The organism is Tenacibaculum skagerrakense, from assembly GCF_004345825.1.
Taxonomy (GTDB): domain Bacteria; phylum Bacteroidota; class Bacteroidia; order Flavobacteriales; family Flavobacteriaceae; genus Polaribacter; species Polaribacter skagerrakensis.
In genome coordinates, this window is the sequence record NZ_SLXM01000001.1 from 551,115 (window position 1) to 567,483 (window position 16,369).

Sequence of the window (16,369 nt, forward strand, 5' to 3'; positions counted from 1 at the left end):
CATTTTTTAAATTTTTAAATTTGCATGTTTTTTAAGAAAATCAAATACATTAGTTACTATGTCAAAAGACATCCGTATAAAAAAAGGGCTTGACATTAAGCTCGTTGGCGAAGCAAATAAAGTAACTGCCGAACTTTCTTTAGGTAGTGTTTTTGCAGTAAAGCCAGATGATTTTCACGGCGTAATTCCTAAAATTTTAGCAAAAGAAGGTACTGAAGTAAAGGCAGGAGAAGCTCTTTTTTACAACAAGAGTGACGAACGTATTTTATTTCCTAGTCCTGTAAGTGGTAAAGTGTCAGAAATTGTCCGTGGAGCTCGTAGAAAAGTTTTAGAAATTAAAATAACAACTAACGGAACACAAGAGTACAAAGATTTCGGGAAGGTAGATGTGAACTCAATGTCTGGTGAAGAAGTGAAAAATCACTTATTCAATACAGGATGTTGGCCATTTATCAAACAACGTCCTTATGATGTTGTTGCAAATCCAAATCAGACTCCAAAAGCAATTTTTGTTTCTGGTTACAACAGTGCTCCATTAGCTGCTGACTATGATTATGTTTTAAGTGGAAAAGAAGCTGAGTTACAAGCTGCATTAACAGCGTTAACTAAACTTACAGATGGTAAAGTTCACGTTTCAGTTGGTTCTTCGAATTCTCCATTAAAATCTATGTCTGGAGTAGAAGTGCATTCAGTGTCTGGGCCTCACCCAGTTGGTAATGTAAGTACTCAAATAGCTCAGGTTAATCCAATTAATAAAGGAGAAGTTGTTTGGGTTGTAGCACCACAAGACTTAGTTGTTATAGGAGAGTTGTTATTAACTGGTAAATTTAACATCACAAGAACTGTTGCTTTAACTGGTTCAAAAATTAATGAGCCAAAATATGTAACAGTAGTTGCAGGAGCTCAAATTTCTGATGTTGTAAAAGATAATATTACAAATGATAATACTAGAATTATCAGTGGTAATGTATTGTCTGGTTTACAGGTTGATGAAAATGGTTTCATAGGATATTATGATAATCAAATAACCGCGATTCCTGAAGGTGATGATTATGAGTTGTTTGGATGGAATAAGCCAGTTTTCAACAAAATCTCAACTTCAAGAGCATTAACGTTCTCATGGTTGAATCCTAAAAAGAAATACGATTTAAATACTAATACAAACGGAGAGCACAGAGCATTTGTTGTTACTGGTTCTTACGAAGAAGTATTTCCATTAGATATTTATCCATTACAGTTGTTAAAAGCATGTATGTATAAAGATTTAGATGAAATGGAAGGTTTAGGAGCTTACGAAATTGCTCCTGAAGATTTCGCATTAACAGAATTTATTTGTGTGTCTAAACAACCGCACCAGAAAATTATTCGCGAAGGTTTAGATTTAATGATGAAAGAATTAGGATAAGATATGGGCTTAAAACAAAACTTACATAATTTAAAAGAAAAGTATAAAGGAAAGAAAATAGCTCCGCTATTTAATGGTTTCCATACTTTTTTATACCTGCCTAACGAAACTACTCACGGTGGTACACACGTTAAGGCAGCTGATGATTTAAAACGTACAATGAATACAGTAATTATGGCATTAATTCCATGTTTACTATTCGGTATGTTTAACGCAGGATACCAGCATCACTTGGCTACTGGTGAAGTTGAAAAAGTAACAAGCTTTTTCAGTGGAAACTTTTGGAACTTATCTAACCTTTGGATTGGAGCTTTAAAAGTATTACCATTAGTAATTGTATCGTATGTTGTTGGATTAGCAATCGAATTCGTTTTTTGTATTATCAAAGGACACGAAATCGAGGAAGGTTACTTAGTAACAGGAATGTTAGTTCCGTTAATAGTACCAGTTGATTTACCATTATGGATGTTAGCTGTTGCTGTTGCTTTCGGAGTAGTAATTGGTAAAGAAGTTTTTGGTGGTACAGGTATGAACATCCTAAACCCTGCATTAACTATTCGTGCCTTTTTATTCTTCGCATATCCAACTTGGATGTCTGGAGATAAAGTTTGGGTTCACGATGCAGTAAATAGAGCAGGAACTGCTGATGCAATTTCTGGAGAAACAATGTTAGGAAGTTTAGCACAAAACTTAACACCTAGTTATTCAGTTTCAGATATGTTCTTCGGATTTATTCCAGGTTCTGTAGGAGAGACTTCAACTTTATTAATTTTATTAGGAGCGTTATTCTTAATCTTTACTAAGATTGGTAACTGGAGAATTATGGTTTCAGCTGTATTTGGAGCTTTGATGATGGGATATATCTTTAACACGGTTGTAGATGCAGGAGTAATCACAGAATCAAGTAAGTTCTATGGATTAATGAGCTTAGAATCTTGGAAACACTTAATTATTGGTGGATTTGCATTTGGTGTTGTATACATGGCAACAGATCCTGTTACCGCTTCACAAACAAATAAAGGAAAATGGATTTATGGTTTCTTAATTGGATTTGTTTCAATTATGATTCGTGTGTTTAACCCAGCCTATCCAGAAGGAGTAATGTTAGCAATTTTATTGATGAATGTATTTGCTCCAACTATTGATCACTATGTGGTTCAAGGTAATGTGAAGAAAAGACTAAAACGTTTAAAAGCTAAAACTGCCTAATTATGAGTAAGAAGACAGATAGTAATGTGTATACAGTACTTTTCGCTGTAGGAATGGTACTAGTAGTAGGTGCGTTGTTAGCTTTTACAGCGTCATCTCTTCGCCCAACAATCGATGCAAATAAGCGTATCGAAAAGCAACAAAACATTTTGTATGCTATGGGTGTTAATGAAAATGATGAAACAAGTGTTGAGTTTGTTTCTAAGGATAAAGTAGCTGATGTATTTTCAAAATATATCAAGAAACAATTAGTAATCAAAGGAGATGAGGTTTCTGAAGATGAAAAAGCTTACTTAATTGATATCAAGAAAGAACAAGCTTCAGCAAAAGCAGGAAACAAAAGGAGATTACCATTATTCGTTGGTGAAAAAGAAGGTGAAACTTTCTACATTGCACCAATTAGAGGTAAAGGTCTATGGGATGCTATTTGGGGTTATGTTGCAATGAATAAAGATATGGTTGTTCAGGGTGTATTCTTCGATCACAAAGGAGAAACTCCAGGTTTAGGAGCTAATATCAAGCAACGTTTCTTTATGGACGATTTTAAAGGTGAAGATTTGATGAGTAATGGACAATTCAAAGGAATCGTTGTTTCTAAGTCAAATGCAGACCCTAAGAATGAAGATAAAAATGATAATGAGGTGGATGCAATTGCAGGAGCTACTATTACTGGTGATGGTGTTTCAGCAATGATTAAATCTGAATTGAAATTGTACGTGCCTTACTTTAAAAAAATAAAATAATATGGGACTTTTATCAAAAAAAGACGCAAAATTAATCACAGATCCTTTAGCGGATAACAACCCAATTACCATTCAGGTATTAGGTATTTGTTCTGCTTTAGCAATTACTGCAGAATTAAAAGCTTCTATTGTGATGTCTATTTCTGTATTATTTGTATTAGGAATAGGTAACGTGGTAATCTCTTTAATGAGAAATATTATTCCATCTAAAATTAGAATTATTGTACAGTTAATTGTAGTTGCAACTTTAGTAATTATAGTTGATCAGGTATTAAAGGCTTTTGCATATGAACTGAGTAAAACATTATCAGTTTTCGTAGGGCTTATTATTACCAACTGTATTATCATGGGACGTTTTGAAGCTTTTGCTTTAGGAAACGGTCCTTGGAAATCTTTCTTAGACGGAATTGGAAATGCTTTAGGATATGCAGCAATTTTAATTATTGTTGGATTCTTTAGAGAATTATTAGGTTCTGGTACTTTATTAGGTATTAAAGTATTAGGAGATCCTATTGAAAAAACAGGTTTATATGCTTTAGGATACGAGAATAACGGATTCATGTTGTTATCACCAATGGCGTTAATCGTGGTTGGAATCATTATCTGGGTTCAACGTAGTAGAAACAAAGCATTAATTGAAGACTAAACGCATAGCGTTTCAATAAAATAAGATTATGGAACATATAGAATTATTTTTCAAGTCAATATTTATAGATAACATGGTATTTGCTACGTTCTTAGGAATGTGTTCTTACCTTGCAGTATCTAAAAAAGTATCAACAGCGGTTGGTTTAGGAGCAGCGGTAATTTTCGTATTAGCGGTAACAGTTCCTGTAAACTGGTTGTTAGATCAATACTTATTACAGCCTGGAGCTTTATCTTGGTTAGGAGAAGAGTATGCAGATTACGATTTAAGTTTCTTATCATTTATCATGTTCATTGCAACTATTGCAACCATGGTACAATTAGTAGAAATCATTGTAGAGAAATTTGCACCAGCGTTATATAACTCTTTAGGTATTTTCTTACCATTAATTGCCGTAAACTGTGCCATCTTAGGAGGTTCATTATTTATGCAATCAAGAGAAATTCCAACGTTAGGATTATCATTAGTTTATGGTATCGGTTCAGGTATCGGATGGTTTTTAGCAATTTTAGCAATTGCTGCTATTCGTGAAAAAATTAGATATTCTCAAGTACCAGGTCCGTTAAGAGGTTTAGGTATTACTTTTATCATTACCGGTTTAATGGCTATCGGATTTATGAGTTTCGGTGGAATGTTAACTGGAGGTGATGATGCAAGTGAGAAAAAGGAGACTCCTAAAGCTGAAGTGAAGGTAGACAAGAAAGAAGAGGCTAAAGAGGAAGTAGAAAAATTAGCAACTAACACTAAAGAAATTACAGAATAATGATGTTTTTAGAAGTAAGTACAGGAGGAACAGTTGCAATAACGGTAATCGCTTTTTTAACTATTACATTGTTATTAGTAGCGTTATTACTAGTTGTAAAGCAAAAATTGGCTCCGTCTGGACCAGTTAAAATTACGATTAACGGAGAAAAAACTATTGAAGTACCATCAGGAGGAACTTTATTATCAACGTTAGGTAATGAAAAGATATTTTTACCATCAGCCTGTGGAGGTGGTGGATCTTGTGTGCAGTGTGAGTGTCACGTAAATTCTGGTGGAGGGGAAGCTTTGCCAACAGAAACACCTCACTTTACACGTAAAGAATTACAACATGGTATTCGTTTAGCTTGTCAGGTAAAAGTTAAACAAGATATGGATATCTCAATTCCAGAAGAAGTTTTTGGAATTAAAAAATGGGAAGCTGTGGTTGTAAGAAATTACAACGTAGCAACTTTTATTAAAGAATTTGTAGTTGAAATTCCAGAAGAAATGGACTACAAAGCGGGTGGATATATTCAGATAGAAATACCACAATGTGAAATAAAGTACGAAAATATGGATATCACTGCTCACCCAGATGATCATCCAGGAGAGCCAGATAAATTTAAAGCAGACTGGGATAAATTTGGATTATGGCCATTAGTAATGAAGAACGATGAAGTTGTTGAAAGAGCATACTCTATGGCTTCTTACCCAGCAGAAGGAAGAGAGATCATGCTAAATGTACGTATTGCTACTCCGCCATGGGATAGAGCTAAAAACGGATGGATGGATGTAAACCCAGGTGTTGCATCATCCTATATTTTTAACCAAAAGCCAGGTGACAAAGTAACGATTTCAGGACCTTATGGAGAATTTTTCATCAATGAATCTGATGCTGAAATGTTATACGTTGGTGGTGGAGCAGGTATGGCACCAATGCGTTCACACATTTATCACTTATTTAAAACGTTAAAAACTGGTAGAAAAGTAACATATTGGTATGGAGGTCGTTCTAAAGCAGAACTATTCTATATTCACTATTTTAGATCATTAGAAAAAGATTTTCCAAACTTCAAATTCTTTTTAGCCTTATCAGAGCCATTAGAACAAGATAACTGGAAAGTTAAAAAAGATATTAACGATGAATCAGGAGATGGTTTTGTAGGTTTTATTCACCAAGTTGTAATAGACCAATATTTATCTAAACATGAAAGTCCTGAAGATTTAGAACTGTATTTCTGTGGACCTCCTTTAATGAACAAGGCAGTACAAAAAATGGGTGAAGATTTTGGTCTTGATGACGAAAATATTCGTTTTGACGATTTCGGAGGATAATAAAATTCAACCTAAAAAAATAAAAACCAGCAATTTTGCTGGTTTTTTTTATATTTAAGCTATGAGGGGTAATTTGTTATACGTTTTTTTTGTACTGTCTATATTATTTGTAAATGCTCAAGAGATTGATAGTGTATTTGTTACGCTCAAAAGAGAAGTAGATGTACTAAAAGATACCAAAAGCAAGATAACTGCGCTTATTGATGCGGGTGATCAATTTATTGATAAAGATGATGTCAAAGCGGAATACTTTTATGATAAAGCGTATAATTTTCTTTTAGAAGAAAGTAATCTTGAAAAAGCTCATGTTCTTCTGCAAATGGGTAGAATTTATCGAACAAAGGGAGATTATGGTAAATCATTAAATCTTCTACTAGAGTCTAAGATGATTTATGAGAACCAAAATGAAGAACGCAAATACGCAGAGGTTTTGGTAGATATTGGAATTTTATATAGATATTTAAGAAAGCCTGAAAAAGCAATCACCATATTTAATGAATCTATAAATCTCGCTACATCCTTTAATGATAGCAATACTATAGGGCGTTCATATAACATGTTAGGAGGTGTATATCGTGTCTTGCAAAAGTATGATTCATCAAAATATTCATATAATAAAGCTCAGTCTATTTTTAAAGACTTAAAAGATTCCATTAAGCTTAATGAAATTCAGAGTAACATGGCTATGCTCTATGGAAGACAAAAGCGATATGATAAAGCACTAGAAATCCATCTTAAATGTTTAGAGTTTTTAAAAAAACTAAAAGATCAAAATAACATTGCTACTGGTTATAGTAATATATCTTTCGAATACCGAATGCTAAAAGATTACGATAAAGCGTTAAAGTATGCTGATTCTTGTTTACAATTATCCAAAGAATTTGGTTTTAAACAACATATAACAAGTGCTTATCGTTCCAAAAGTCGTATTTATAAAGACTTAGGAATGTATAAAGATGCTTTTGTTAATCATACTTTTTATAAACGGTATTCTGATTCAACATTTACTGTTAATAAAGAAAAAATCATTAAAGGCATTGAGCTTAGGAATGAATTGGAAAAAGAAAAATTAGAACTACAGAGGATTAATGATAGAAAAGAATTAATGGCAAACTTATATGCTGCTTTGTCTATTGTAATATTTAGTTTTAGTGTAATTACAGCGTTATTAATCAGTAGAAATTATAAAGAAAGGGCGAAAAGAGCTAAAGACAAATTAGAAAAAGAGAAATTAAAAAAAGAAATTCTGGCACAGAAAGTTAAATCTTCTGAAACAGAATTAAAAAATTTAATAGCAGATAATTCCATGCGTCTTGAGTTTATAAAACGATTAACACAACAAATTAAAGACGATAAAGACAGCGCTGAAGATAAAAATGTTAAAAGATATGCTAACGGATTATTATTAAAGTTGCAGCAACAAATTATTACAGAAAATAAACTCTCATCACTTCAAGATAAAATATCTGAAGTAAATAAAAACTTCGATCAAAATATCAGTAATAAATATCCAAGTTTAACTAAAACTGAACGAGAAATTTGTTCTTTATTAAGGTTAAATCTATCTATTAAAGAAATAGCTTCTATTAGAAATTCAACTACAGATTCTGTTAAAGCAATTCGATATAGAATTCGAAAAAAAATGGAAATTCCTAAGAGTCAAGAGTTAGAAAACTATATACAAACCCTATAAAATAGTTTTACTTGTTACTTGCTTGTGGTTTTTTTAAACACTGTAAATCAGAAACTTAAAACATTTCTTTAAGTTAAATTTTTAATTGTCACTTTTTGTTACCTGTATTATTATAGATGAATATTCATTTTATAGTAATATTGTACTGTAAATAACGTAGTAATACTACAGGGTTATAATTCCCCTATAAAATAATCCTAAAGAATTAATCCCTAATTTCTGTAAGAATTATTATCCCCAATTAAGTAGTATTAAATAACCAGTATCCCCCGATACTGGTTTTTATTTGAAAAGTAATAGTAGTATTTTTCTTCTTTTAAAATGAACATAGGTGTAATGTGATAAAGTTGGTATTTATCTAAGAAAAAATCTTTGTATCTTTAACCTTTGTAACTTTTAAAACAAAACCTCAATAATGGATTACGGAAAAGAATTCGAAAAATATGCTACTAAGCATCACGGAATTAGTAGTACTTATTATAATAAAATCACTAGTAGTTTAACTCCATACATCATGGAAGAGCGTCAATTGAATATTACTCAAATGGACGTTTTTTCTCGTTTGATGATGGATAGAATTATCTTTTTAGGAACAGGAATTAATGACCAAGTTGCGAATGTTATTCAAGCACAATTATTATTCTTAGAAAGTGTAGACGCTACAAAAGATATTTCAATTTATATTAATTCTCCAGGAGGAGGAGTGTATGCTGGATTAGGTATTTATGATACGATGCAGTTTATCAAACCAGATGTAGCAACTATTTGTACAGGTATTGCGGCTTCAATGGGAGCAGTATTAATGTGCGCAGGAGAAAAAGGAAAACGTTCTGCGTTGCCTCATTCAAGAATTATGATTCACCAACCATTAGGTGGTGCACAAGGTCAAGCTTCAGATATTGAAATTACAGCTCGTGAAATTTTAAAGTTGAAAGATGAGTTGTATACTATTATAGCAAATCACTCAGGTCAACCATTTGATAAAGTTCATCAAGATTCTGACAGAGATTATTGGATGAAAGCTAATGAAGCAAAAGAATATGGTATGATTGATGAAATTCTTAGCAGAAAATAACATCTACCAATAGTATAGTAAAGTAGTTATAGAGTAATAAAATGTCACAAGATCAAAATTTAGAGTGTTCGTTTTGTGGGCGTAAAAAAGCGGAAACGGATTTATTAATTGCAGGAATGGATGCACATATCTGCGATAAATGTATTGAGCAAGCTCACGGTATTGTAGAGGAGGAAATAGCAGAGGCAAAAACAACAAGTCTTTCAAATGATTTAATTCTTAAGAAACCTCTTGAAATTAAAACTTTTTTGGATGAGTATATTGTTGGACAGGAGCAAACTAAAAAAGCGATGTCTGTGGCAGTATATAATCACTACAAAAGATTATTACAATCGAAAAGTCCAGCAGATGGTGTAGAGATTGAAAAGTCTAACATTGTTTTAGTTGGAGAAACAGGAACTGGTAAAACATTGGTAGCTAGAACTATCGCAAGAATGTTAAATGTTCCATTTTCTATTGTTGATGCTACTGTATTAACACAAGCAGGATATGTAGGAGAAGATGTAGAAAGTATTCTAAGCAGATTATTACAAGCTGCTGATTACGATGTGGAAAAAGCTGAACGAGGTATTGTATTTATAGACGAAATTGATAAAATAGCTCGTAAAGGAGATAACCCTTCAATTACTAGAGATGTTTCTGGAGAAGGAGTGCAACAAGCTTTGTTAAAGTTACTAGAAGGAGCCGTGGTTAATGTTGCTCCAAAAGGAGGAAGAAAACATCCTGAGCAGAAGTTTATTCAAGTGAATACAAAAGATATTTTGTTTGTAGCTGGTGGAGCTTTTTCTGGTATCGATAGAATCATTAGTAAGCGATTAAATATGCAAGCTGTTGGGTATAGTGCTTCCATAGATGAAGATAAAATTGATGAGGATAATTTATTACAATACATTATTCCTTCAGATTTAAAATCGTTCGGATTAATACCTGAAATTATTGGAAGGCTACCAGTTTTAAGCTATATGAATCCGTTAGATGCTAAAACATTAAGAGCTATTTTAACGGAGCCAAGAAATTCTATTATTAAGCAATATACAAAGTTGTTTAAAATGGATGATGTTGAATTCTCAATGACTGAAGAAGCATTACTATATATTGTTGATATGGCTGTAGAATATCGATTAGGAGCTCGTGGTCTGCGTTCTTTGTGTGAAGCAATTTTAACTGATGCTATGTTTGAACTTCCAGGTTCTGATATAAAAGAATTTGAAGTAACAAAAGATTACGCTGAAGAGAAGCTTACCAAAAAAGCATTACAAAAGCTAAAAGCTGCATCTTAAAAAATAAAAAAATATAGAATAAACCTCGCAAAAATTATATTTGCGAGGTTTTTTATCTTTATCATATGATTACCAAACAAACCATAGAACAAGTTTTTGAAACTGCTCGTTTAGAGGAAGTAATAGGGGAGTTTGTCCAATTGAAAAAAGCAGGAAGTAATTTTAAGGGTTTAAGTCCGTTTACAGACGAAAAAACACCGTCTTTCATGGTGTCTCCTGTAAAGCAAATTTGGAAAGATTTTAGTACTGGAAAAGGAGGAAATGTTATTTCATTTTTAATGGAACATGAACATTTCACATATCCTGAAGCTATTAAATGGCTTGCTAAAAAATACAATATTGAAATAGAGGAAACCGAACAAAGCGACGAACAAAAACAGCAGATAAATGAAAGAGAAAGTATGTTTTTGGTTTCTAAGTTTGCGAAAGATTATTTTCATGATGTATTAATGAATACTCAGAAAGGGAGAGCTATAGGGTTGTCTTATTTTAAAGAAAGAGGATTCAGAGAAGATACTATTGAGAAGTTCGATTTAGGATATTGTAAAGACGAATGGGATAACTTTACGAAAGCAGCTTTAGACAAAGGCTATGATATTAAGTATTTAAAGTCAACCGGACTTACGATAGTCAAAGAAGGAGGAGAACAAGATAGAATGTTTGACCGATTTAAAGGAAGAGTTATGTTTCCTATACATAGTATGTCGGGAAGAATTCTAGGTTTTGGAGGTCGAATTTTAACAAATGATAAAAAAGCTGCGAAATATTTAAACTCTCCTGAAAGCGATATATACCATAAGAGTAAGATTTTATACGGTATTTATCAAGCAAAAAAAGAGATTGCTAAACAGGATAATTGTTTTTTAGTTGAAGGATATACAGATGTAATTTCGTTCCATCAGTCAGGAATAGAAAATGTGGTTGCTTCATCTGGAACAGCATTAACTCCTGAACAAATTCGACTAATACACCGCTTAACAAATAATATAACAGTACTTTTTGATGGAGATGCCGCAGGTATTAGAGCTTCTTTAAGAGGAATCGATTTGATCCTTGAACAAGGAATGAATGTTAAGGTAGTTACGTTTCCTGAAGGTGAAGATCCGGATAGTTTTGCAAAAGCAAATTCTGATGCGCAATTAAAAACATATTTAGAAGAGAATGCGCAAGATTTTATTAATTTTAAAGTATCATTATTAACTAAAGATGCAGAAAACGATCCTGTAAAAAAAGCAGGTTTAATTAGAGATATTGTTACGAGTATTTCTAAAATTCCTGACGGAATTCAGCGTGAAGTTTATGTGCAAGAGTGTGCTCGAATTATGGATATTTCCGAGCGTGTTTTGTTTAGTGAACTTGCACAATTAATTAATAAAGATCAAAAAGACAAAGGTAAAAGCGAGCAATATCAAAGTGCTGCACCATCTTTACAACCTGTAAAAGAAGAGCCTTCACAACCTAAAATTAACAGTCTATTATTACTAGAAAAAGAGATTATTAGAATATTATTACTGTATGGTAATGAGGAAATTGAATTGGTAAATTGGGTGCATTCTGAAGATAAGCATGGTAGACCCATCATAGAAAAAGAGGAATATACCAATACGGTTTCAAATGAGTTGTATTTAAATTTGCAAGAAGACGAAATTGAGTTTACACACGAAGCTTTTCGAGATATTTATTATGAAATTATACATCAACTAAATCAAGATGAACAAATCTCTATTGATAAATTAATTGCCAGTGAGAATGGTGCTGTTTCTAGTTTGGTCACCAATATTTTAATGGATGAAGAAAAGTATGAATTGAGTGATTGGGAACGAAAAGAAGTGTTTGTAACAGAGACAACTAAAATCCTTCCTAAACTTGTAACAGATGCAATTTTAAACCTTAGAAGGGTACTTATAGAAACAAAAATCAATACTATTATCAGAGAAGCTCAAGAAGGAGAAGAGGAAGATCAATCTCTTGATTTTGAAGAAGTAACCAATTATATAGAATTAAAAAAATTACTATACGAAAAGCTAAATAGAGTAGTTTAGGGTTTTTTCCTATTCTATAAAGGGGAATTTCTCCTTTGAAACTGTTATATATTTGAGTAGTTTTGATATCCTGTTTATAGAATATTTAAAACAACTTCAATTTTAATTAATAAGTTGTAAAATTTTAATTAAAATTTTGATTGTTACTAAAAAATGAACAATAATTTTAGTCTACCGATAATTTTTTAGTAAATTTAGTTCCCCAAAGAAAAGAAACAGAAATAAAACTTGACAAAACTATGAGAAAATTGCTTCAAATAGGTAAGCTAATTCTTTTATTTATAGAATTACCATTTCAAATTTCAAACGGGCATAAAAAAAGAGCGTACAAAAGAATTAAGCAATTAATGGTGTCCGCAAACTTACTTTAAGTTTTTAGGTATATCACATACAGGTATTGGAACCATTTTGTGTTGATTTATTGTGTTTAGTCGTGTATAAATTTTATACACTTCTTTTTGACGGCCTTCAAAGTCATCGGCTTTTTTCCCATTGGCTTGCATTTTCATAGCCCATTCTAATTCATCATAAGATGCTCCAATTTGGTCTTCATCTGTACGACTATCACCAAACAAGCCATCAGTTGGTTGTGCTTTTTGGATAGATTCAGGTACTTGAAGGTATTCTCCCAATGCATAAACTTCTGATTTTACCAAATCAGCAATCGGACTTAAATCAACGCCACCATCTCCATATTTTGTAAAAAAACCTACACCAAAATCTTCCACTTTATTACCTGTGCCAGCTACTAATAAACCATGTAAACCAGCAAAATAATACAAAGTGGTCATTCGTAAACGAGCTCTAGTATTAGCCAAAGACAAATCTAATTTAGGTGATGCTTCAGTTTCTGGTACAACAGTTTTAAAATCTTCAAAAGTTGAAGTTAAATTTACTCGAGTATCACTAACATTCGAAAAGCGCTCTTTTAATTGTGCAATGTGTTCTTGTGCTCTTGTTACTTGACTTTGTGCTTGATGAATTGGCATTTCAACACATAGTGTTGGTAATCCGGTTTTTGCACATAACGTAGAAGTTACTGCAGAGTCTATTCCTCCAGAAACACCTACAACAAATCCGTTGACTTTTGCATTTGTAGCATAATCTTTTAACCAATTTATAATGTGTTCAGCAACTTTTGGAGTATTCATGTTATACGATTTTAGTAAATTCGAAGTTTATTAATTAAACGTAAATATAGCCATTTAATGCGAAAAATAGTGTCCTTTTTACTGTTGCTGTTGATCTTGATTTCCTGTAAAAAAGAAAATAAATTAGAAGTGGACGTTTCTACTATTAGTGTAGATGTTAAGTTAGCTCGATTTGATGTTGATTTCTATAACTCAACACCTGAAACACTTTCAAAAACAAAAGAAATTTACCCAATGTTTTTTCCGCATGATATAGATTCTGTGTGGATCAATAAAATACAGAATAAAGATGAGAGAGAATTGTTTGCAGAAACGATTAAGAAATATCCTGATCTCTCTTTTTTAGAAAAAGAACTAGAACAATTGTTTCAACATGTAAAATACTACAACGAAAACTTTAAAGAGCCTGTAGTTGTAACAATGTTAACGAATGTAGATTATGAAAATCGTGTGTTATTCGACGCAGGATTATTGCTAATTTCTCTAGACTGCTATCTTGGAATAAGTCACGAATTTTATGTCGACTTCCCAGAGTATATTAAGCAAAATAATAGAAAAGATCATATAATAGTTGATGTAGCCAATGCGATAATTAATAAGCAAATGCCGCCAAATAACGAGCGTAGTTTTATTAATAAAATGATTTACGAAGGAAAAAAAATGTATGTGTTAGATGCGTATTTACCGACTATTTCAGACAGAGAAAAAATTGGTTATGAAGAAACAAAATTTAAATGGGCTTTAGAAAGTGAAGAAGAAATATGGAAGTATTTTATAGAGAAAGAATTGTTATATGATACAGATTCTAAATTGAATAAACGCTTTTTAGACGTAGCACCTTTTTCCAAGTTTTATTTAGGTGAAGATAATTTGTCTCCTGGTCAAATAGGAGTTTGGATTGGGTGGCAAATTGTACGTTCTTATATGCAGAATAATGATGTATCTTTGCCGGAACTTTTACAGACAGAAGAAGATATTATTTTTAAAAAATCAAAATACAAACCGAAACGATAATGGCTATAGTACATACATCAGAAATAAAATTTAAAGTTGGTTTAGATGAAAATAGAGTACCTGAAGAAATTTCATGGAATGCTCAAGATGGAGGAATAACAGAGGAAGCTTCTAAAGCAATTATGTTGTCTGTTTGGGATCATAAACAAAAAGATACGTTGCGTATGGATTTATGGACTAAAGATATGCCTGTTGATGAAATGAAACAATTTTTTCACCAGACGTTAGTTTCAATGGCAGACACTTTCGAACGTGCAACAAATGATGATAAAATGAGCGCAACTATGCGTGATTTTTGTGATTATTTTGCTGAAAAATTAGAGCTGATTAAGAAGTAATTAGCCTTTTTAAAATAAGAAAAAGTACGGTTTTTCCTTACCAAAAGTATGGAGAAACCGTACTTTGTTTTTATAGTAATTAATTATTTTTATAAATATGTACTTATAAGAGTAACAAATGTTTATTTGTGGAGTCTAAATAAGGAAAGATTAGATATAATTATTTACTATGGCATTTTTGAATTTTTTATTTGGGGACGAAAAATCAAACAATACATCTAAAATTATAGATAAAGATATATTGCTTAAAAGAGAACGTTTAATCGAACTTAAGGAGATTTTATGTAATTACGCTGATAAAGTATATCATAAATGGTCTTCTTCTAAATTAGTTGAAGAAAGAGAGCAGCTAATTGAAGCGTCTTTTGGTTTGAATCGTTTTTTATACGAGTTAGATTATGATATTCAGAGTAAAACTTACAGTGAAGGAATTATTGAAGAGTGTGAGGATTTTGAAAAACAATTAAGAGCAATAATTTAGATCATAACTAATAAGCTATCTATGAAGACTTATTAGTATGATTTTTAATTTTATTTAAAATCGTTTTATAATCGTTTTTATTATTTACAAAATCTAATTCAGATACATCAATTACCAAGATGTTCAAATCTCGTTGTGTTTTAATAAAGTTTATGTATCCTTCGTGGATTTTTTCTAAGTAGGTAGCTTCTATATTCTGTTCGTACGCTCTGCCGCGTTTATGAATGTTTTGAAGTAATCTTTCTGTGTTTTGATATAAATACACATACAAGTCAGGTTTAACGATTTCCTTGTACATTAAATCGAACATTTTACGATATAATTTATATTCATCGTTATGTAAGGTAACCTGTGCAAAAATCAACGATTTAAAAATATAATAATCGGAAACAATAAAGTTTTTAAACAAATCAAACTGCGCTAAATCATCAGAAAGTTGTTGGTAACGGTCTGCTAAAAAACTCATTTCTAAAGGGAAAGCATAGCGCTCTTCGTCTTTGTAAAATTTTGGTAAAAAAGGATTATCAGCAAATCGTTCTAAAACAATTTTAGCATTAAATTCATCTGACATCATTTTTGCCAACGTAGTTTTACCAGCTCCAATATTACCTTCAATGGCAATATAATTGTATTTTTCTGCAATTGAAATTGGTCGAACTAGTTGTTTCTCAATTTTGAAAATTTCAGAATTATCTACACAATTTTGTAAGCAACTGCCTATTTGCTTTTTCTCAATTGGATGAATAACGGTATTTGCGATATCAGCTAAAGGAGCCAAAGCAAACTTTCGTTCTAACATTCTTGGATGAGGAACAATTAAATTTTTAGAGAAAATAATTTCATCATCAAAAAGAAGAATGTCGAGATCAATTAATCGATCCGCATATTGGTTGTTTTCTTTACGAACTCTACCTAATTCTTTTTCAATAACTAAAAGTTTTTCAATTAACTCTTCAGGAGGTAAGTAGGTAGAAACTTTAACACAAGTATTATAGAAATTATCACCATCAAATCCCCATGAAGAAGTTTCATAAATGGAAGCAATACTCAAAACACTACCAATTTCATCTGCAATTAAATCTATTGCATCTTGTAGGTTTTTGAGCTTGTCTCCTTGATTTGTTCCTAATGATAAGTATGTAATACGTTGTATTTTCAATGCAGATAAATATGAACACAAAGAAACAAAACCTTATATGATTAATGTTAATTT

15 protein-coding genes are annotated in these 16,369 nt (G+C 31.8%); 13 read left to right on the forward strand and 2 right to left on the reverse strand.

What is annotated here, in order from left to right:
- Positions 1–58: 58 nt before the first annotated feature.
- The 10 genes from EV195_RS02550 (at position 59) to dnaG (ending at position 12,172) form a co-directional block, all read left to right on the forward strand.
- Positions 59–1,405 carry a Na(+)-translocating NADH-quinone reductase subunit A gene (locus EV195_RS02550; RefSeq protein ID WP_132792458.1) on the forward strand — a complete coding sequence of 449 codons (1,347 nt, stop codon included), beginning with the start codon at positions 59–61 and terminating at the stop codon, positions 1,403–1,405.
- 3 nt (positions 1,406–1,408) lie between these two features.
- Entirely contained in the window at positions 1,409–2,614 is a 1,206-nt protein-coding gene (locus tag EV195_RS02555; RefSeq protein WP_132792461.1) for an NADH:ubiquinone reductase (Na(+)-transporting) subunit B, read from the forward strand.
- A 2-nt stretch (positions 2,615–2,616) separates the two neighbouring features.
- On the forward strand, positions 2,617–3,357 hold the full coding sequence (locus EV195_RS02560; protein ID WP_132792464.1) for a Na(+)-translocating NADH-quinone reductase subunit C: 741 nt from the start codon (positions 2,617–2,619) through the stop codon (positions 3,355–3,357).
- 1 nt (position 3,358) lies between these two features.
- Entirely contained in the window at positions 3,359–4,003 is a 645-nt protein-coding gene (locus EV195_RS02565) for an NADH:ubiquinone reductase (Na(+)-transporting) subunit D (protein WP_132792466.1), read from the forward strand.
- 28 nt (positions 4,004–4,031) lie between these two features.
- Positions 4,032–4,766 (forward strand): NADH:ubiquinone reductase (Na(+)-transporting) subunit E, encoded by a 735-nt coding sequence (gene nqrE / locus EV195_RS02570; RefSeq protein WP_132792469.1) that lies wholly within the window; start codon positions 4,032–4,034, stop codon positions 4,764–4,766.
- A gap of 2 nt (positions 4,767–4,768) precedes the next feature.
- A complete protein-coding gene (nqrF, locus tag EV195_RS02575; protein WP_132793290.1) occupies positions 4,769–6,082 on the forward strand; it encodes an NADH:ubiquinone reductase (Na(+)-transporting) subunit F in 1,314 nt (437 codons plus the stop codon).
- A gap of 61 nt (positions 6,083–6,143) precedes the next feature.
- Positions 6,144–7,775 (forward strand): tetratricopeptide repeat protein, encoded by a 1,632-nt coding sequence (locus EV195_RS02580; protein WP_132792471.1) that lies wholly within the window; start codon positions 6,144–6,146, stop codon positions 7,773–7,775.
- Between the two features lie 415 nt (positions 7,776–8,190).
- On the forward strand, positions 8,191–8,850 hold the full coding sequence (gene clpP / locus EV195_RS02585) for an ATP-dependent Clp endopeptidase proteolytic subunit ClpP (RefSeq protein ID WP_132792474.1): 660 nt from the start codon (positions 8,191–8,193) through the stop codon (positions 8,848–8,850).
- 41 nt (positions 8,851–8,891) lie between these two features.
- The gene (gene clpX, locus EV195_RS02590) at positions 8,892–10,130 is read left to right on the forward strand and encodes an ATP-dependent Clp protease ATP-binding subunit ClpX (RefSeq protein WP_132792476.1); all 1,239 of its coding nucleotides are present in this window, start codon (positions 8,892–8,894) and stop codon (positions 10,128–10,130) included.
- Positions 10,131–10,195: 65 nt separating this feature from the next.
- The gene (gene dnaG / locus EV195_RS02595) at positions 10,196–12,172 is read left to right on the forward strand and encodes a DNA primase (protein ID WP_132792479.1); all 1,977 of its coding nucleotides are present in this window, start codon (positions 10,196–10,198) and stop codon (positions 12,170–12,172) included.
- Positions 12,173–12,534: 362 nt separating this feature from the next.
- Here the strand turns inward: dnaG and nadE are convergent, their stop codons facing one another.
- Positions 12,535–13,323, reverse strand: a complete 789-nt coding sequence (gene nadE / locus EV195_RS02600) for an NAD(+) synthase (protein ID WP_132792482.1) — start codon at positions 13,321–13,323, stop codon at positions 12,535–12,537.
- Between the two features lie 57 nt (positions 13,324–13,380).
- Between nadE and gldB the strand changes: the two genes are divergently transcribed.
- From gldB to EV195_RS02615, 3 genes are all read left to right on the forward strand, one after another.
- Positions 13,381–14,337 carry a gliding motility lipoprotein GldB gene (gene gldB, locus EV195_RS02605; RefSeq protein ID WP_132792484.1) on the forward strand — a complete coding sequence of 319 codons (957 nt, stop codon included), beginning with the start codon at positions 13,381–13,383 and terminating at the stop codon, positions 14,335–14,337.
- Positions 14,337–14,675, forward strand: coding sequence for a gliding motility protein GldC (gldC, locus tag EV195_RS02610; RefSeq protein ID WP_132792486.1), 339 nt, complete (start codon positions 14,337–14,339; stop codon positions 14,673–14,675). Before gldB ends, gldC begins: the two co-directional genes overlap by 1 nt.
- Before the next feature lie 169 nt (positions 14,676–14,844).
- Positions 14,845–15,156, forward strand: coding sequence for a hypothetical protein (locus EV195_RS02615; protein ID WP_132792489.1), 312 nt, complete (start codon positions 14,845–14,847; stop codon positions 15,154–15,156).
- A 19-nt stretch (positions 15,157–15,175) separates the two neighbouring features.
- Here the strand turns inward: EV195_RS02615 and folK are convergent, their stop codons facing one another.
- Positions 15,176–16,315, reverse strand: a complete 1,140-nt coding sequence (gene folK, locus EV195_RS02620; RefSeq protein WP_132792491.1) for a 2-amino-4-hydroxy-6-hydroxymethyldihydropteridine diphosphokinase — start codon at positions 16,313–16,315, stop codon at positions 15,176–15,178.
- Positions 16,316–16,369 lie beyond the last annotated feature (54 nt).